Source organism: Nostoc sp., assembly GCF_036916735.1.
Classification (GTDB): Bacteria; Cyanobacteriota; Cyanobacteriia; order Cyanobacteriales; family Nostocaceae; genus Nostoc.
Map to the genome: position 1 here is coordinate 23,525 of NZ_JBALFV010000113.1, position 18,592 is coordinate 42,116.

The 18,592-nt window shown below is 42.6% G+C and carries 11 protein-coding genes, 1 tRNA gene and 1 pseudogene; 4 read left to right on the forward strand and 9 right to left on the reverse strand.

The window, feature by feature from the left end; all coding sequences use genetic code 11:
* Positions 1 to 95: 95 nt before the first annotated feature.
* Complete coding sequence (locus V7L20_RS28235; RefSeq protein WP_334747253.1) at positions 96 to 2,156, reverse strand: GAF domain-containing sensor histidine kinase; 2,061 nt, start codon at positions 2,154 to 2,156, stop codon at positions 96 to 98.
* A gap of 95 nt (positions 2,157 to 2,251) precedes the next feature.
* Between V7L20_RS28235 and cobN the strand changes: the two genes are divergently transcribed.
* A complete protein-coding gene (cobN, locus tag V7L20_RS28240; RefSeq protein ID WP_334747254.1) occupies positions 2,252 to 6,736 on the forward strand; it encodes a cobaltochelatase subunit CobN in 4,485 nt (1,494 codons plus the stop codon).
* 9 nt (positions 6,737 to 6,745) lie between these two features.
* Entirely contained in the window at positions 6,746 to 7,888 is a 1,143-nt protein-coding gene (locus V7L20_RS28245) for a peptidoglycan-binding domain-containing protein (protein WP_334747255.1), read from the forward strand.
* Positions 7,889 to 8,018: 130 nt separating this feature from the next.
* On the opposite strand, the gene V7L20_RS28250 is transcribed toward V7L20_RS28245, so the two are convergent.
* The 4 genes from V7L20_RS28250 to lipA all read right to left on the reverse strand — a co-directional run bounded on the left by V7L20_RS28250 (position 8,019) and on the right by lipA (position 12,805).
* Positions 8,019 to 8,474, reverse strand: a complete 456-nt coding sequence (locus V7L20_RS28250) for a Fur family transcriptional regulator (RefSeq protein WP_012407750.1) — start codon at positions 8,472 to 8,474, stop codon at positions 8,019 to 8,021.
* Between the two features lie 593 nt (positions 8,475 to 9,067).
* A complete protein-coding gene (gene sigC / locus V7L20_RS28255; protein WP_334747256.1) occupies positions 9,068 to 10,318 on the reverse strand; it encodes an RNA polymerase sigma factor SigC in 1,251 nt (416 codons plus the stop codon).
* A gap of 651 nt (positions 10,319 to 10,969) precedes the next feature.
* Positions 10,970 to 11,902, reverse strand: a complete 933-nt coding sequence (locus V7L20_RS28260) for an NAD(P)H-dependent glycerol-3-phosphate dehydrogenase (protein WP_334747262.1) — start codon at positions 11,900 to 11,902, stop codon at positions 10,970 to 10,972.
* 24 nt (positions 11,903 to 11,926) lie between these two features.
* The gene (gene lipA, locus V7L20_RS28265; protein WP_334747257.1) at positions 11,927 to 12,805 is read right to left on the reverse strand and encodes a lipoyl synthase; all 879 of its coding nucleotides are present in this window, start codon (positions 12,803 to 12,805) and stop codon (positions 11,927 to 11,929) included.
* 138 nt (positions 12,806 to 12,943) lie between these two features.
* Here lipA and V7L20_RS28270 point away from each other — a divergent pair.
* Positions 12,944 to 13,017: transfer RNA gene (locus tag V7L20_RS28270), tRNA-Pro, on the forward strand.
* A gap of 1,514 nt (positions 13,018 to 14,531) precedes the next feature.
* Here V7L20_RS28270 and cas12k read toward each other — a convergent pair.
* From cas12k to V7L20_RS28290, 4 genes and pseudogenes are all read right to left on the reverse strand, one after another.
* Positions 14,532 to 16,474: pseudogene (gene cas12k, locus V7L20_RS28275) on the reverse strand (type V CRISPR-associated protein Cas12k).
* On the reverse strand, positions 16,471 to 17,259 hold the full coding sequence (locus tag V7L20_RS28280) for a hypothetical protein (protein WP_334747258.1): 789 nt from the start codon (positions 17,257 to 17,259) through the stop codon (positions 16,471 to 16,473). Before V7L20_RS28280 ends, cas12k begins: the two are co-directional and overlap by 4 nt.
* A gap of 9 nt (positions 17,260 to 17,268) precedes the next feature.
* Positions 17,269 to 18,141: a DUF262 domain-containing protein gene (locus V7L20_RS28285; RefSeq protein ID WP_334747259.1), complete on the reverse strand. Its 873-nt coding sequence runs from the start codon at positions 18,139 to 18,141 to the stop codon at positions 17,269 to 17,271.
* Positions 18,142 to 18,283: 142 nt separating this feature from the next.
* Entirely contained in the window at positions 18,284 to 18,424 is a 141-nt protein-coding gene (locus V7L20_RS28290) for a hypothetical protein (protein WP_334747260.1), read from the reverse strand.
* Between the two features lie 92 nt (positions 18,425 to 18,516).
* Between V7L20_RS28290 and V7L20_RS32895 the strand changes: the two genes are divergently transcribed.
* A partial coding sequence (locus tag V7L20_RS32895; RefSeq protein ID WP_442943530.1) for a transposase-like zinc-binding domain-containing protein occupies positions 18,517 to 18,592 on the forward strand: 76 nt, incomplete at its 3' end.

Consider the following 18,592-nt stretch of genomic DNA (forward strand, 5'->3'; position numbering starts at 1 on the left):
CAAAATCTAAAATCTAAAATTAGATGACTTTTGACTTTCCCGTACCCCTGCAAGGAAGCAAGCTACGCGCAGCCTTCTGTAGGGAAGGGGTTGACTCATAACTCAGCATTCACTGCTCTCATCGCCTGAGTTGGTATCCATACAGTAAAAATTGAGCCAATACTTACAGTTGATTCTACTTCAATTCGTCCGCGATGGAGTTCCACAAGTTGTTTAGTTAAAGCCAGTCCAAGTCCAGTACCTTCGTAGCGGCGGCGATAGGGTGTATCTAGTTGCTGAAATTTCTCAAACAATAATGGTAATTGTTCATCGGTAATACCAATCCCGGTGTCTTCGACTTGAAAAATAGCAGTATTATCTTCCACCCAAAGACGTAAAGTAACGCTGCCACTTTCGGGGGTAAATTTAATCGCATTAGTTAACAGATTCCAGAGAATTTGTTCTACTCGTTCGACATCGGCGATAAAGCGATCGCGCTTAGGATCGATTTGCAAATCAAGGTTGAGATTAATTTGCTCACTGATTGCTTTTTTTCGCAGTGATTCAACAGCATTTTCAGCAACATTCACCAAAGAAAATTCCGAAATATTTAAAGCTGTCTTACCAGCCTCGATTTGCGATAAATCGAGGATGTCATTAATCATTTCTAATAAATGTTCTCCACTGTCGTGGATTGTTTGCAGATAACCCCGTTGTCGTTGACTCAATTCACCTAAAGGCCAGCGTAACAACGTAGATGACATTCCAATCACATAAGTTAAAGGCGTAAGCAATTCGTGACTGATAGTAGCGAGAAACTCACTTTTGAGGCGGCTAGCAGCTTCGGCGGCGAGGAGAGCATCACGTAGCCCTATTGTGCGTTCAATAATTCGCTCTTCAAGAGTTTGTTTTTCTTGGGTGAGCGTTTGCATTAACTCAGCTTGGTGAATTGCGATCGCTAATTGTTCTGCTATCGAAGTCAGCAAGTTTTTTTCACTCTCACTCCACTGGTGTGGATTATCGCACTGATGAGCAATCAGCAATCCCCACAATTTGTCCTCAAATATAATCGGTGCTGCTAACTTAGCCCTAACTTGGCTTTCCTTCAAAAAATTCAACAAACACTCTTCTAAAGCATAAGTTTTTTCGACATCATCCACAGCTAAGGTAAAACCTTGCCGATACTTTTCCCAACATTGAGAGGTTCGGATAAAGCAATTTCTTTCCGTATAATTCAACACTGATGTAATAGTATTTGTAGCACGGACTTCATAGACAATATAACCTCCATAGTTTTGGTAGTCTTCTAATAATGGTTGATTATTGGCAGACACAGAAGACGAGTGTTTACCGTTGTTCTCATTTATAGAAAAATAGATTTCCGAAGCTTCGCCAACCGACAGTTCCATACCTGTTAGTAGTGCGGTTCCATTAAGTGGAATACTGTCAGACTGGTATTGTTGAGTCTGGACTTTAGAACCTGCAAATTTATAGATTACTAATCTGTCTAATTCTAGAAACTCACGCACTTGTGTAATTGCTGTTGCCATAATCACCGGCAAATCCAAGCTTTTGCGGATCTGCGTTGTTACCTGATTTAACAACCGCTCTTGGGAAATCTGTTTTTTTAAAGCATCTTCCACTGGCTGACAGATATAAATTGTCGGCGCAGTTGAGCTTGGAGGTGCTATTATTTCTTGGTTTGGCTGAGTTAAAAGATATTCTAATAACAACAGTGAAAATTGACTTTGGAGTGTGGCATCATTGGGTCGAATAATTTGGCGATAGCCTTCAAGATTTTGGTAAGTGGAGGAATCACACTCAAACAAGTCTCTTAATTCGTAGACAAATGTTGCGATCGCCTCTAAATTAAATGTCAAACTAGCATTGAGTACCGAGTTGTGAGTGGGTACTTGTTCTCCCTCATCTCCCCTATTCCCCTGCTCCTCCTGCGCTAAGTTTCCTACCAGAAGCGCACTAAACTGCTCAGAAACTACTACCGTAAACCTTTGCCTTTGCCACTCCACAGGTATAGAAATTCTTACTAACACAGCTTCTGTCAGTACTAAAGCGCCACTTTCCACCGTTTGAGCAATCTGCTCTAACAACTCCCCAAGCTGATTAAATACAACAATAGGCAAGGTTCGAGAAAAGCTCAAATCAGGAGAACTAAGCATTTTCAATCATTTTGGTAAGAGAGGGCTAAATGCAGGGAAAAAAGTTTGTTTTGATTATCTACTAACCAACAATTTTAAAACGGTAATACAGGATTATGCATCGTACAAGTAGCACATCGGGTGAATGGAATCAGTCAGAGGGTTTAATTTTTCTAGAACAAACTCCAGCGCCTTTCGTGTTAATTACGGCTGCTGATACAGACATTCAAACCTTGGCAGCTGCGGTAAGAAAATTACCTACAAGCTTTCCTGCATTAAGAGTAGCCAACCTGTTGCAGTTACAGCAACAATTAACCATAGATACTTATGGAGAGCAAGTTTTGGAACTTGCCCAAGTAATTATTTTGCGCCTGTTAGGAGGACGTTCCTACTGGAGTTATGGTTTAGAAGTAGTGCAAGAAATTGTGCAACGTAATGGTAGAACCCTCATTGTAATGCCAGGGGATGACGCTTTTGATCCCAATTTAATTTCTCAGTCTACCGTGCCCTTGGGTGTTGTGAATCAGGTATGGCAGTATTTTAGCGAAGGTGGCGTAGAAAATTTCGTTAATGCCCTGCAATTTATCTCCGATAGTTGCTTATTAACTACATATAATCCCCGTCCACCACAGCCAGTTCCACGCGTAGGATTGTATAAGTGGGGAGTGGGAAAGCAGGGGAGCAGAAGAGAGTTAGAACTCCATTCATCTACCTCAGATACTCGTTCATCCACCTTTGAACTGGATGAATCCACCTCAGAACTCCGTTCATCCACCTTTGAACTGGATGAATCCACCTCAGATACTCGTTCATCCACCTTTGAACTGGATGAATCCACCTCAGATACTCGTTCATCCACCTTTGAACTGGATGAATCCACCTCAGAACTCCGTTCATCCACCTTTGAACCGGATGAATCCACCTCAGAACTCCGTTCATCCACCTTTGAACCGGATGAATCCACCTTTGAAGCTCAAAGGTTCCAAGACTCAATGCCCCATGACGCCACTTGCTCCACTTGGGGAGACCCCAAGACCGCAGTGGCTCCCCTATGCTCCATGCCCAAAATTGGCATCCTTTTCTACCGCGCTCATTATTTAGCGGGAAACACTAAAGTAATTGATGCTTTATGCGAAGCTTTGGTGCAGAAAAATTTACAACCTGTGCCAGTGTTTGTTTCTTCATTGCGTGAACCTGATGTGCAAGTTGAATTGAGTGAATTTTTTCAACCCAAAGAAGCTGAAGCAATAGCTGTACTGCTGAATACCACCAGTTTTTCTCTAGCACGCTTAGAAAGCGAAACACCCCAAACTGAACTATGGGAAACATTAGATGTGCCTGTGTTGCAAGTAATCCTCAGTGGCGGATCAATTGAACAGTGGGAGTCACAGTTTCAAGGGCTTTCTCCCCGCGATATTGGGATGAATGTGGCGCTACCAGAAGTAGATGGGCGGATTATTACTCGTGCTGTGTCTTTTAAAGCAGTGCAAACTCGTAATCCACATCTAGAGACAGATGTGGTAATTTATGAACCAGTCAGCGATCGCATCGAGTTCGTTGCTAAACTAGCAGCAAATTGGGCGCGTCTACGTTCCAAACCTCCCCAAGAACGTCGAATAGCCCTAATTCTGGCAAACTACCCCAACCGCAATGGCCGCCTCGCCAATGGTGTAGGACTTGACACCCCAGCTAGTTGTGTAGAAATCCTGCAAGCTTTACATCAAGCTGGGTATGAAGTAGAAAATCCACCTGTTCAAGGAGACGAGTTGATTCAACGGCTGACAGATGGCGTAACCAACGATCCAGAAAGTAGAGAATGGCTTCCGGTACACCAAAGTGTTTCTTGGGAAGAATATCAAGAATATTTCGCTTCATTACCGCCAGCAGTGCAGCAGGGTATTAGTGAACGTTGGGAAATGGGGCATGGGGAATGGGGCATGGGGGCATGGGGGCAGGGAGGCAGGGGGGCAGAGGAGCAGGGGGAGCAGGGGGAGCAGGGGGAAAAGAGGAGAATAATTAATCCCCAATGCCCAATGCCCAATGCCCAATGCCCAATGCCCGTTCCCGGAATTCAACTCGGCAACATATTTGTGGGAATTCAGCCAGCAAGGGGTTATGATAATGACCCCAGTTTGAATTATCATGCGCCGGATTTAGAACCAACTCATGCTTATTTAGCTTTCTACTATTGGGTAAGAGAATGTTTTGGTGCTGATGCTGTAGTTCATGTAGGGAAACACGGAAATCTAGAATGGCTACCCGGTAAAAGTGTGGCTTTATCCAGTAATTGTTATCCAGAAGTGGCTTTCGGCGCACTTCCCCACCTGTACCCATTTATTGTGAATGACCCTGGTGAAGGTTCCCAAGCCAAACGTCGCGCTCAAGCGGTGATTATAGATCATCTCACGCCGCCCATGACTCGTGCAGAACTCTACGGTTCTTTACAAAAGTTAGAAAATTTAATTGATGAGTATTATGAAGCCGATAGTTTAGATCCTTCGCGTTTGCCAGTGATACGCGATCGCATCCACGAACTGGTAATCAAAGAAAATCTCCATCTAGATTTAGGAATCCAAAATGAAACAGAAATTTTTAATTCTAAATCTTTAGTTTTGAATTCTATCGGTGGCTATCTTTGTGAACTAAAAGAAGCCCAAATCCGCGACGGGTTGCATATTTTTGGGCAATGTCCCCAAGGAAGGCAGTTACGAGATTTAATAGTAGCGATCGCTCGCATACCCAATCGCCATTCTTCAGGTATTACCCGCGCCATAGCTCAAGATTGGGGTTTAGATTTCGACCCCCTCACAGCCGATTTGTCAATGCCTAGCGGTGAATACTCAATAGTCAATGGCACAGAATGCCGTACCCTCGGCGATATCGTCGAAATCCTAGAAGAACACGCCGCCCTCCTAGCAGAAAAAATAATAAATCAGGACTCTTGTACAGACGCGATTCATCGCGTCTCCCCCCCCAGCACAGACGCGATTCATCGCCTCTCCCCCCCCAGCACAGACGCAATAAATCGCGTCTCCCCCCCCAGCACAGACGCGATAAATCGCCTCTCCCCCCCCAGCACAGACGCAATAAATCGCGTCTCTACCTGGATACGCGATCGCCTTCTTCCAGCTTTACAAAAAACCCCCGAAGAAATCACCCACTTATTACACGGACTTGATGGCGGTTACGTCCCAAGTGCCCCATCTGGCGCACCCACCCGCGGCCGCCCCGAAGTTCTACCAACAGGGAAAAACTTTTATTCTGTCGATATTCGCGCCATTCCCACAGAGACAGCTTGGGATATCGGTAGAAAAGCCGCCGAAACCCTCGTTGAATATTACACTCAAGAACATGGAGAGTATCCCAAAACACTAGGTTTATCATTGTGGGGAACAGCCACCATGAGAACAGGCGGTGATGATATAGCCGAAGCCTTAGCTTTACTCGGAGTTCAACCTGTGTGGGATGGTGCAGCACGGCGAGTAGTAGATTTTGAAATTTTGCCCCTAGCGATTTTGGGGCGTCCCCGTGTAGATGTCACCTTGCGAATTTCAGGATTCTTCCGCGATGCTTTTTCCAACTTAATTGATTTATTTGCTCAAGCAGTATCAGCAGTCGCAGACTTGGATGAACCGCCAGAACAAAATCCCCTTGCAGATGCAGTTCGCCAAGAAATTGATTTGTGGACAAGCCAAGGATTAACTTTAGAAGCAGCAGTAGTGCGATCGCGCTATCGCATCTTTGGTTCTCGCCCCGGTGCTTACGGCGCCGGACTCCAAGGTTTAATCGAATCGCAAAACTGGACAGATGACCAAGATTTAGCCCGCGCCTACATCAACTGGAGTTCTTACGCCTACTCTTCAGAAAACTGGGCAGGGGAGCAGAGGAGCAGGGGAGCAGAGGGGCAGGGGAGCAGAGGAGCAGAACTTCTTCCTAACTCCCAATGCCCAATGCCCCATGACGCCACTTGCTCCACTTGGGGAGACCCCAAGACCGCAGTGGCTCCCCCATGCCCAATACCCAATACCGAAGCCTTCAAACAACGCTTATCCCAGATGCAAGTTGTCTTACACAATCAAGATAACCGTGAACACGATCTACTAGATTCTGATGATTATTACCAATTTCAGGGTGGCTTAACTGCGGCGGTGCGTTCTCTACAGGGAAAAAATCCCCAAACTTATTTGGGTGATAATTCTATACCCGCTAAACCACGAGTCCGCCAACTGAAAGAAGAAATTGCCCGAGTGTATCGTTCTCGCGTAGTTAATCCTAAGTGGATTGCCGGAATTATGCGCCACGGATACAAAGGAGCCTTTGAAATGGCAGCGACGGTAGATTATCTATTTGCCTATGATGCAACAGCTAAATGTGTTGAAAATTATATGTATCAAGGCATAGTAGACGCTTATTTACTCGATCCAGTTGTCGTAGAATTTATTCAGGAAAAGAACCCTTATGCACTGCGTGATATTGCTGAAAAATTATTAGAAGCACACAAGCGCAATTTGTGGGAGGATGTAAATATAGGAACATTAGAAGCTTTGAGGAACCTAGTACATCAAGCTGAAGCAGTGATCGAAGAAAAATCAATGGTGTAGGAAACAAATATGGAAAATCTTGCGTATTTGCACCTAGCTTTCGCCTACGAAGACAGCACACCCAGTGAATTGGTCTCCCTCAGTTCCTTGTTTAAGGACGCAGCTGCACCAGACTGGAAACGGCTTTCAGGTAGGGCTTGGAAGTATATGTTGCCCCTTGCTCTGTCTTTATCTATTCTTGGCGCTGTTACTAGCGTCATGGCATTGGAAAAAGGCGATCAAGGCCCTTCTGTCAGAAATCTACAACAAAAGTTGAAAACAGTAGGTTTTTACCAATCTTCTGTTACCCAAGTTTATGACACATCCACACAAGAAGCTGTACGGCGCTTTCAAAAGGCCGCTGGTTTACCAGTGGACGGCATTGTTGGCCCAAGCACCCTGCAAAAATTAGAAAGTTGGCAAGCGAACAAGCCCACAACTACGGCTACACAAACTAAAAAAACTACTGCTGTAAGAAGCGCACAAGCCAAAAAGCCCAGCACAACTAGTTCAGCCAGTTCAACAACTAGCCAACGCCGCAATTCCAACTACCTTACTAAAGGGGCTGAAGGTGAAGATGTCAGAGCTTTGCAAGAACGCTTAAGAATTGCAGGCTTTTATTACGGGAACGCCACAGGAATATTTGGCCCAATTACCGAAGAAGCTGTCAAGCGGTTCCAAGATTCTTACAAATTAAGCGTTGATGGAGTTGTTGGCCCAGCAACATTAGCTAAATTGCCGGGAATTGGCATTGGTGATGGAGAAGAGGCTCCCACAAAGGTAGTCAATCGCAGTAAACTTCGTGTAGGCGATCGCGGTGAGCCAGTTAGACTACTTCAACAACAATTGATCCAGGCAGGATATTTAGAGGGAGAGCCAAATGGCTACTATGGCCCCTATACTGCCGATGCTGTTAGGAGATTCCAGGCAGCTAATTACTTATCAGCAAGTGGTGTTGCTGGCCCAACTACCCGAGCTAAGTTATATAGCTCAGTTAACACTTCTAGCAAAAGCGAATTTAATACCCTAGAAATCCAAACGCGACTACAGGAGCGCGGTTTTTATAAAGGCAAGCTGAACGGTGTGATGGCAAATGACACCAAAAAAGCAATTAAACAAGCCCAAGAATTCTACGGCATCAGTCTTAAGGATCTTAAGAGCGGACGCTTTTAACATCCGCTTTGGCGTTGTTAGTATCAGTCCCCAACTGGTTGCTTGCCTCCAATAACAACAAATTACAAACTGCTCAAAATTCCATTTATTTGGTTAATTTGAGTAGTTTTGTTTTTTATCTACCCAAGTGCTAAAGCGGCATCAGTGCCCTTTGGCATTTGGGACACACTGCATGGATAGTCATTTGACAGTCAAGCAGATGAAAACCTTCTTTTTGAGCGGTTTTTGACCCAATTTTTAAAATTGAGTCATTTTTAAACTCAATAGTAGAGTTGCATCTAACACAAATTAAGTGATGGTGATGATGGGGATAGGGCTGGTTGATTTCATAATGCTTATGTCCCTCGCCCAGTTCTAGTTCCCGTAAAATTCCCATTCTTGCCATCAACTTCAAAGTCCGATAAATAGTTGACAGACTGATCCCTTCACCATCAGTTTCTAGCCGATGATAAAGATCCTCCGCACTTAGATGTTCACCTTGCGGAAGTTCTTGAAAAATGTGTAAAATTGTTTCGCGCTGGGGAGTTAATCGCCAGCCTCGTTCGTTCAGTTCTGCCTTGAGTGAAGTAGTTGTGTAGACAGTCATACTAATATTTCTCAACAAACCTTATTAATTGAGAATATAACAAATCTTGGGAGCAATTTGCAACAATCATTGCCTATTGAGAATATATACTAAATATTTAAGAACAATTCATCAAATCTTGATCAAAATTCAAGTAATAAGCTGTAGTGCATTTAATTTGCATACAGCTAATAGTTAGGATACTTATAACGATTGCATCCCTTGACTTTGAATTTTGTATAAGCGGATTTTGAATTGCTCAGTTGCTCCCCACCTTCAAGATATTTGAGCAAAGGTGTGGAGAAACTCTTGTATAATTAAATGCAAAATATTTGCTACAAGCCTCTAAAAGACTTTTGACCAGCAATTTTAGATTTTAGATTTTGGATTTTAGATTTTGGATTTTGAATTAAAATAATTTGTTGGTTCATTCGCCGTCCCTTGTGTACAGAACCAATCTCAAATCCTTGAGCTAAGTCCCCTTGTGGGCAAAGTCAATTCAAAATTGCAAATCTAAAATCCAAAATTGTTTAACTTGGGGATCAAATCAATCCTTTGTCTGTAGTCATTTGTCAAGTGTAGTTTTCAAATAACAAATGACAAATGACAAATGACTAACTTAGAGATTCCAAATAGTCGCGGATGAGGTTGCGACGCTTGGGTTGACGTAGCTTTTGCAAAGCCTTGGATTCTATTTGTCTGACTCGTTCCCGTGATAAATCAAGAGCGCGGCCAATTTCTGCTAAAGAATAAGGATGACCATCTGCTAAACCAAACCGCATCAAAATGACATCACGTTCCCGGCTAGTCAAATCTGACAGAAGATGATGCAAATCTTTTTGTAAAGATTCTCGCATTAACATCTCTTCTGGAGTTACACTGTCAGTTTCGAGTAATTCGCCTAACTCAGTGTCTTTATCCTTACCTACTTTGGTTTCTAAAGAAACGGAGCGAGGAACCCGCAACAAAACTTCTCGTACTTGTGTTGGTGTCATCTCTAACTCAGTTGCTAAATCTTCTAGAGTAGGGGTGCGACCTTTTTCTTGAGCAATTTTGCGTTGAGCTTTTTTGATTTTGTTTAACTTTTCAGTAATATGGACAGGGAGGCGGATGGTGCGACTAGAAGTAGCGATCGCTCGTGTAATTCCCTGACGAATCCACCAGTAAGCATAAGTACTGAAGCGATAACCCTTAGTTGGGTCAAATTTTTCTACAGCCCGCTCCAAACCAAGTGTGCCTTCTTGGACTAAATCCAACAATTCCAAACCGCGATTTTGATACTTCTTAGCAACAGACACAACTAGGCGAAGATTAGCCTTAATCATGTGTTCTTTTGCTTGGAGTCCTTGGGACTGAACTTGCTCCAACTCTTCTACAGTCAACTTGGCAATTTCAGCCCAGCGACGTTTGCCTTCTGCTAAAGTTGGTCTGAGATCCGATATCATTACGCCAGCAGTGGCAGCCCATCTTTCCAAAGACGGGCGATGTCCTAGTTCTGAGGTCAGACGTTCTTGAACTTCAATTAACCTCTGATAGGGCGAAATCACTTCATCTCCTTGCTTTGCGGCATTAGCAAGCACTATCCGCATCCGCAAGTAGCGCTGGACTTTTTGAGCTTCAGAAACCTCTTCATCCCGCCCTAACAAGCGAACCCGACCAATTTCCTGAAGATATAGACGTACTAGGTCTGTACTCCGACGGTTAGTGTTAGCAGCAAAGTTAGCATTGTCAGCAGAAGCTATCTCTAGCTCCTGTAGATCATCTACCGATAACTCACTTTCATCAACCGTGAGATCCGAGTCCAAAGCCTGGCGGGACTTTTTGGTGTTGTAGGGGGCATCTGCATAAAAAGATGTTGCTGGCATAAAGATCGTCTCAATGGCTCCAGGTAACAATAGATTTCGGTCAGCTTAGATTACGGTCAGCTATTCAACTGTTGCTATTGTTCCCGTGACTTACGATGAACTAACATGGTTGAACGTTCCATTACAATTTTTTTTAAAATTAACTGTAAGGGTTTTATTGGATACAGCATTACTGAACTTAATCGGCTGCTAAACTTTTGATTAAACCAATAGCTATTCAAATCGGTAGCTAGGTTTTCAATATTTAAACTACTTAGTTAACATTTCAACCTTGATGGTTTAAATGGTAATTTTTATAACACAGTATAAACATCCTTCAGTGAATGTCATCTTTATAATTGGCATAGTCACATTTACATGGCTACAAAAGTAATATCCTGACGATTTAGCAATTTTTTCTCAGGATTAGTTAGGTATAAGTAGAGCTAATAGATATTGGAGAAGTGATTAGTATTAACGGCAAAAATTCTCTTGACACGGAGATAGAAGAGGTGACAATACGGTTGGGTCTACTGAAGTTATTTGTTGAAGTGAGAAGAAAGGCACAAAGCAGGGGGAGCAGAGGAGGAAAGAAGCTTATTGTTCAGAAATTCTCTCCGCCTGCCTCCCCTGGCTGCCTCAACCAAAAAATTCCTTAACCGAACGGTATTGCTAGTAGTTGTATTCTGGCTTGATATCTCGCAGCATCAGTTCATCGAGCGCTTGTCGAGGTGTGATTTCACCCTGAAGTAAACGATAAACTTGCTCGGTAATTGGAACAGGAATGTTTTGTTGCTTGGCTCGTTGCATCAAAACCCGACAAGTGTTCACTCCTTCAGCAGTTCCTTGTAAATTTTCGAGAGTTTCTGTAAGTGACTTACCACCAGCTAATTGGTAGCCAACTTGGTAATTGCGACTTAAGGGACTATTGCAGGTTGCTAACAAATCCCCTAGACCTGATAAACCATAAAATGTTTCTGTCTTCGCACCCCAGTTGTTGCCGATGCGAACCATTTCTGTGAGTCCACGGGTGACTAAAGCAGCTTTGGCATTGGTTCCCAGTTGTAAACCATCGCACACACCAGCTGCGATCGCAATCACATTTTTCAGTGTTCCCCCCAATTCCACCCCCAAAGGATCGGGATTGGTATATACCCGAAAACGTTGAGAAGAAAATACTAACTGCACTATTTCCGCAGCCGTGAGAATATTACTGGCTACCACCGTGGCTGCTGGTAATTCTAGTTGAATTTCTTTAGATAAATTAGGCCCAGACAAAACAACCACTGCATGGTTAGGGAATGCTATTTGCCAAATTTGTGACGGCGTGCAGGTGGTTTGGGGGTCTAAGCCTTTCGTCGCTGTGACAAAAATTGTCTCTGGAGAAAGGGGGAAAGACTGGACTTGGGAAGCAACATCCCTCACACCAATCATCGAGATAGCGGATAGGACGATTTGGACATCTTTTAAAACTGTTTGGATTTGGGAACCTTGACGCGACCAGACGCGCACCTGATGACCATTTGCTGTGGCGAGATTTGCCAGAGATGCACCCCAAGCACCTGCACCAAGAATTGCAACCGATAATTTTGAGTTGGAGTACATCTGCTCACTCATAACTCCTAACTCCTAACTTTTAAACCGGGGATAACATTCCATTAATTCCCTGACTTGTTCAGCATGATATGAGCTTCTTGTCAATGGTGAAGAAACAACTTGTAAAAATCCGATTTCTTTCCCGAATGCCTTCCAAGCTGCAAATTGTTCTGGGTTGATAAATTCATTTACTTGCAAGTGTTTTTGACTGGGTTGGAGATATTGCCCAATTGTCAAAATGTCGCAATCTACAGCTCGCAAGTCTTGCATGACTTGGCGAATTTCGGCATCAGTTTCACCAAGTCCAACCATAATACCAGATTTAGTGTATGTGTTAGGAGAAACTTGGCGAGAGCGGTGCAATAATTCTAATGTGCGATCGTAGTTTCCTTGGGGACGCACCCGGCGATAGAGGCGTGGAACAGTTTCTATATTGTGGTTTAATACCTCTGGCGCAGCTTGTAGAATCAACTCTAAAGCATTCCAATTACCGCACAAGTCAGGAATTAATACCTCAATTGTGGTGTTGGGTGAAACAGTGCGAACCGCATTAATACAGGCTATAAACTGAGACGCACCACCATCTGGCAAGTCATCTCGGTTTACAGAAGTGATCACAACATGATTAAGTTTCATGCGGCGAACAGCTTCTGCTAATCGTGCAGGTTCCGTGGGGTCTAGTGGTTTGGGTTTTTTCTCAAAATCAATATCGCAGTAAGGACAAGCGCGTGTACAAGCCGGGCCCATAATCAAAAATGTGGCAGTCCCAGCATTGAAACATTCACCAATATTCGGACAAGATGCTTCCTCACAAACTGTATTGAGGGCTAAATCCTGCAAAATATCTTTAACATTACCAATGCGCTCACGCCCAGGTGCTTTTACCCGCAACCAGTCTGGTTTTACAGTCACAATCCGCTTTTACCACTAAAGTTGTACAAATTTAATCGTAGCAAGCAAAGCCTTGGGTGAAGCGATCATACATATAGATGTAATTCTGTTATTTTGCACAGGTTGTGATATTCTTAATTTACAATGGCATTTTTATGCCGGGATGTGGCGCAGCTTGGTAGCGCACTTCGTTCGGGACGAAGGGGCCGCTGGTTCGAATCCAGTCATCCCGATTTGTCGATGTCGAATAACACTTTATTTGTCGTTGTTAACACATTAGTGTCGTTATTAACGATTTAAATATCGTCTTAACAAATTAATGTCGCCGATTTTCGCCAAACATCTGTTAACAAATTAATGTCGCCGATATTTTTGGTAGAGTTGAGTCCAGCACATCTCTAATATATTGAAATATACTGAAAAATGTTGAAATACTCCCGAACGAAGTGCGCTTTTCAACCCTCTCAAAAAAATTTTAATACTTCAAATATTCGGCGTTGTATAAATATGGGATGAATTGGCAGTTGAAACCATTGAAAATTTGTTCCAAACAAATAGGATGAAATCATCCCATGATTCAGCAACGCCAAATATTCTTCTTAATTCACTCCTAGCCGGAATATTTATTTAAATCAAGGACTCACAAGTAATTCTCATGAGTCTTTTCTGTTTCAACCCATCTTTAGCCGGAATGGTTGTTGAAACAAAAGCGCTCGCCGTTATTTAGCTAATAATAAATACTTTCAACCCACCCCTAGCCGGGATGGTTGTTGAAACATCTGGGGAAAGTGGGTATTTGATTATGGCGTCTTTCAACCCACCCCTAGCCGGGATGGTTGTTGAAACGCTTTCGCAACTCCATTCGATTCAACAGCTTCTAAGTACTTTCAACCCACCCCTAGCCGGGATGGTTATTGAAACCTGGATATTTAGCAAATGTGGCACTAGAATAAATCTTTCAACCCACCCCTAGCCGGGATGGTTGTTGAAACGGGAAATATGGCTGTGTAAGTTATGGATGTGGGTTCTTTCAACCCACCCCTAGCCGGGATGGTTGTTGAAACCTAACTGAAACTAATTCAGCCTGCATAACAAAAAATCCTTTCAACCCACCCCTAGCCGGGATGGTTGTTGAAACTTCCACGGTTTTCGAGTTTTGCCTCACGAACAAAAAATCCTTTCAACCCACCTCTAGCCGGGATGGTTGTTGAAACCCATTGTGTATCAGAAATGCGCCTGTTTTCAAATAACCTTTCAACCCACCCCTAGCCGGGATGGTTGTTGAAACCGCGCCGCCTAGACCCCTTGCAAATAAAGCTTTCCAGATACAAATTTGGCATATCTCTGAAAAAGCTTCCTTTGTCTCACATCAAAAAACTAAATCAATTGGCACATTAGTCTCTGAAATTAAGACATTACCAGGGTTTTAAGATTTTGGCAGGACTCCAGGGATTTTGCCCCTGCTTCGACATGCCAAAAAAATATTTGAGAGGGTTTCCCCGACGAAGGGGGTGATTCAGTAGCCACCACTGTGGTAATCCACACCGTTATAAATAACGGCTACGGTTAAAAGCTTTACTCCTTATTGCTGGGAGCGCACCTATCCCATCTATAGAATTCTACAGATGGCAGCATCAGAAGCGGGCAGCTACCAGGGTCAGAAAGCATGACGGTCTGACAACCGCCAAACTAACCCAGATTTTTCAGAGAACATTGGCTCAAAAGAGCATGAACTGCGGCGCTATTATTACAATATTATATTTTCAAGGTTCGGATCAGTGAGTTGGATTAAAATGGCTTGACGTTCTTGGTATGCAAAGACGGCTAAATCTCGCGCTTTTTCTTGTGGACTGCCTCTGATTGACTGTGTACCAATTTCAGTAGAAATTCCGGCTTTTGAAGCTTGGGATTTAATACTCTCAATTAATCGACCGTAACTCCAGCGATGAATGCTCATACGATATTCATTTGGCATATCTTTGTTGAACTTCCTTATAACCAGGATATTTCTCTTCTGCTCTGGATTGAATTTCACTACTGATTTGCTCACGCATATCGCGGAGTTTTGGGATAACTATACTGCCTGCTTGATAGGTTTTAGCGATCGCAATAATTGCATCAGCCAATAATCTATCCACATATTGTCCTAACTCTGATTCACCAAAGGAGTTGGGTGCATTTTGTTTCTGAGCTTTGTGGCGTTCGTGAGAAAGACGTTGCTGTTGTTGTCGCTGGCGATTGAGAAGGTTGTAGTTTTTACCAAGTAGTTGTTTGACACTGCGATAAGCTAAAACTTCACCTTTAACAACATTTACCACCGCTACTGTTACTGGCTTTTCTAGACCAAAACTAACACCAACTAGGATTGAGGGTTGTCCTTGATAAGTAGGCTTGCTGGGACGAGGGAAAGGGTTATTAATTCGATCTAACGTGGATTGCTGACGAGTAATAGAAGCTTGTTGTTGAGCGTTGAGGTCATCTTTCTGTTTTTGTTTCACTAAAGTTTTAGTAATTTTTGTGACTTTCTCTTCAATTACCTGTTGAGTTCCTTCATTAGTCAACATCCGAGTATCTAAAGCACAGTAAAGATTGAGTTGATTTACTTTCCAAGGTTCGCCTTTTTCGTCTCTTGGCAACCAAACAAGCCTTCCTAAACGCAGAGTGAACACGCTGCTTGAGTGTTCATCTTTATTATTGCGTTTAATTTCTTGATCCTCTAAAAAGCGTTGAAAGTACTGCAAATGACGCTTATCACAATAAATCTCAAAGGTCAGTTTTCCCAAGCCATTGAACCGAACAAAGAAACGACCTTTGTGATTTTTTAACCATGTCATATCTTCTTTAGATTCGTAAGCCACAGGAAAGGGGACATCAGCAGTTTTTCTTAAAAGTGCTGCTTGCCAAGCTTTTGCCTCTTTTTCATTTTGAGCTACATTATGTAGCAATTTCTAAAGTTTCTAACCACTCTTCTCCTGTCAAATCTCTACCTTTCGGTATGCGGCTTTGAAGTTGGTCTTTTAATCGCTCAATTTCTATTTCCTTTTTGCGTCTCTTTCTAGTAAATTCTTCTGTGTCTTCGTCGATTTCACTAATTTGACAGTTATTTTTGAGCAGATATGCAAGAGCGCAACGAATAAGAGGGTCGTCTGTTTCTTGGTAAGTATTTAAAAAAATCTGAAAAAGCGAAAGTTTTTTGGACTTTGTAGATTTTTTAGTTTTTTTGCTTTTTTTCTGGTTGTTATTCTGCTCAGACTGGGGAGTAAGTTTGGTAATAATTTCGGTCGCTTTAGTACGAATTAAGTTTAAGCTAAGTTGACTTTGTTGTTCTAGTTCAAGATCACTTTCGAGGATTGTGAGCCAACGTTCTTTCCCTTCTATTTGGTACTTTCTTCGTTTTTGTAAAGCAAACCAGGATTTATATACATAATCTACTAAAGCGATCGCACAAGTGTTAAAGCGTCCAGGCTGATCAGCAAAACGCTCTTGAGTTTTAAGCGATTTAACAAGTGTCTTAAGGAATTTAGTAAGTATTTTGCCTTGTTGTAGCCAAGTTTCAAATTCTGGGTGTTTTCCTACCTGTGCCAATAATTCATTGATGAGTGGTGTATTTTTTTCAGCCATCAGTTCCCACAGTTGACGAAGAGTGTCTTCTTCAGCAACCAAGCGACATTGAATTGTAACAACGCTCATAGTGTCCTCAGCTTTTGCGATCGCAATATTTCATCAAGTCTTGTAACTGATGTCCCAGAAAGTTTAAACTCCTCTAAATAAACCGAAGGTGCTTTACTTCCAATCTTTTTGTTTGTTTTGGCACTTAGAGGGGTGCGGTTAATCAAGCAATTATACTTTTTGGGGTCAATGCCTTTTTTGCGATACCATGCTACAGGGAAGATATGGTGCGAATCTATTTGTTCTTCAAAATAAATCACATCATTGATTTCTTCTCCCGTACACCAATCAATTGCCCCCTCACGTCGTAGTAAAGCAGCTAAACCCTGATACACTGCACCGTAACGTTTTCTAACGCTAATCAACCTATCAAAAGAAAAATCCGGTTGCAGAATAGTAAGCGGCAGTGATCCACCTGCTAACCATTCTGATACTTCTATAACGTCTCGCCCGGCTCGTGCCTCATACCAATGTGTATATATTTCACCAAACATCCCGCACCATAGCCAGCGTTCCAGCATAGAACGTATCTGAAAAGAACGGGAGCGCTCTCCCAGAACAGTAAAAATGGTACTGAGGATGACTAATTGAATGGGGTAAGCTAAATCATCTGCATCAAAGATTTTTTGGTTATAAAGAAAGCGAGCAGACTCTTCAAAACCTCTGGTAATTGGGTCAGCCCATTTCTGATATTCTTCTTTGGTGAGTTTTAGTACTTCAGCGCGACCGCAAGCAACACCCGGTAGTTTATCGACATTCCAGCCTTTTTTTAAAGCTTCTATCCTCTTAGCGTAACTGGCGATCAACGTAACTGCTTATACAAAATCAGTGCTTCCTAGCTTTCGCAATACTTTTAATGATTTGAAGCGATTTTCCCGTTGCTTCCAATCATCTCTCAAACTGAAGTCAGCAGTACAATAGCTGGAACTCATTAAATCGAAATAATTAAGGTCACAGCCGCAAGTATTTGTATCCTCAAAGACTTGGCAAACAGCTTCTTTTGGTAAGGAGTCACGCAGTTGGATAACAGGTATTTGATAATGCTCGAATTTCTTGAGAATTTCTAGTTCTAAAGTATCAATTAATTCCAGCTTTTGAGGATTGTATCGCCAATGCTTAGAGAATTTACTACGCCATTCCGAAAAAAAGAAAACCTTGGATAAAGGAAACAAGAGTGCCTCATATTCTTTTTCGGGAGTAGAACAATCAATTAAGTTACCGGAAAAAATTCGCATAATTTTGGATTCTGGCAACACAACGATTGCTGTAGTGCGATCGCACTCTGGGTTGAGGCATTTTTTGATATCTAGGTAGTACCACTTTTTGATAAATTTCTGGCTTTTTTGGTCTTTGATGCATACAGGTAGCTCAGATAGCAGCACCATAAACAAAGCTGTCAGGCGTTGCTGACCGTCAAGGATTAATAGGCTTGGAGTAGAATTTTCTGGTTTTAATACCCCATTGACTAGGCGGGGTTTGAATTGTCGGCTTTGATTACCTTGCTGAAGCATCATTACTGCGCCAATTGGGTAAGCCAGAGATATGCTGGCAAGCAGACGACGCACATGGATATCGTCCCAAACCCAATCTCGTTGAAAATCTGGAAGTTGGATACGTCCAGTTTTAATGTCTTTCATGACATCAAGGAGAAAATATTTAGTGATGTCAAAGGTAGAGATTGAGTCCATTGGATGTTCTGCCATTTTTGTCATCAAGAAAGATGCGGCTACTCGCTACAGCTAGTACTTCTGTACCTCAGCCTAAGATTCTCTTTGGGGTAACAGCAAGGGGTTTTTGGGGCAGTTGGTCGTGAGTAGCGATCGCTTTTGCTTAGTCTTGAGGAAAGTCTGGTGGTAAGATAACAATTCCTTTGACAACTAGTTGTTTAAATTGATTGATTAAATCAGCTTGCCGTAATATTCGGGTAACGTATTTAGGTCGTCGGCCAAAGTCAGTCCCCCAATCTTTCACAGTTTTTGGACTATTACCTGTAACTTGTGCGATCGCATTTTTTAATTCATGCTAAGAAAGCAATTAAAATTTGGGCGTTGCATAATTAAGGGATGAACTGTCCTAATTGTGCATCTAATCATGTCCGTAAGAACGGGCATCGTCGTGGTAAACAGAATTACATCTGTG

What these genes read in the sequence shown, in the direction of transcription:
- V7L20_RS28260 (WP_334747262.1), bottom strand. Translation starts at nt 11,902, where the DNA reads ATGTACTCCAACTCAAAATTATCGGTTGCAATTCTTGGTGCAGGTGCT.
- V7L20_RS28285 (WP_334747259.1), bottom strand. Translation starts at nt 18,141, where the DNA reads ATGGACTCAATCTCTACCTTTGACATCACTAAATATTTTCTCCTTGAT.
- V7L20_RS28235 (WP_334747253.1), bottom strand. Translation starts at nt 2,156, where the DNA reads ATGCTTAGTTCTCCTGATTTGAGCTTTTCTCGAACCTTGCCTATTGTT.
- V7L20_RS28245 (WP_334747255.1), top strand. Translation starts at nt 6,746, where the DNA reads ATGGAAAATCTTGCGTATTTGCACCTAGCTTTCGCCTACGAAGACAGC.
- sigC (WP_334747256.1), bottom strand. Translation starts at nt 10,318, where the DNA reads ATGCCAGCAACATCTTTTTATGCAGATGCCCCCTACAACACCAAAAAG.
- cobN (WP_334747254.1), top strand. Translation starts at nt 2,252, where the DNA reads ATGCATCGTACAAGTAGCACATCGGGTGAATGGAATCAGTCAGAGGGT.
- V7L20_RS28250 (WP_012407750.1), bottom strand. Translation starts at nt 8,474, where the DNA reads ATGACTGTCTACACAACTACTTCACTCAAGGCAGAACTGAACGAACGA.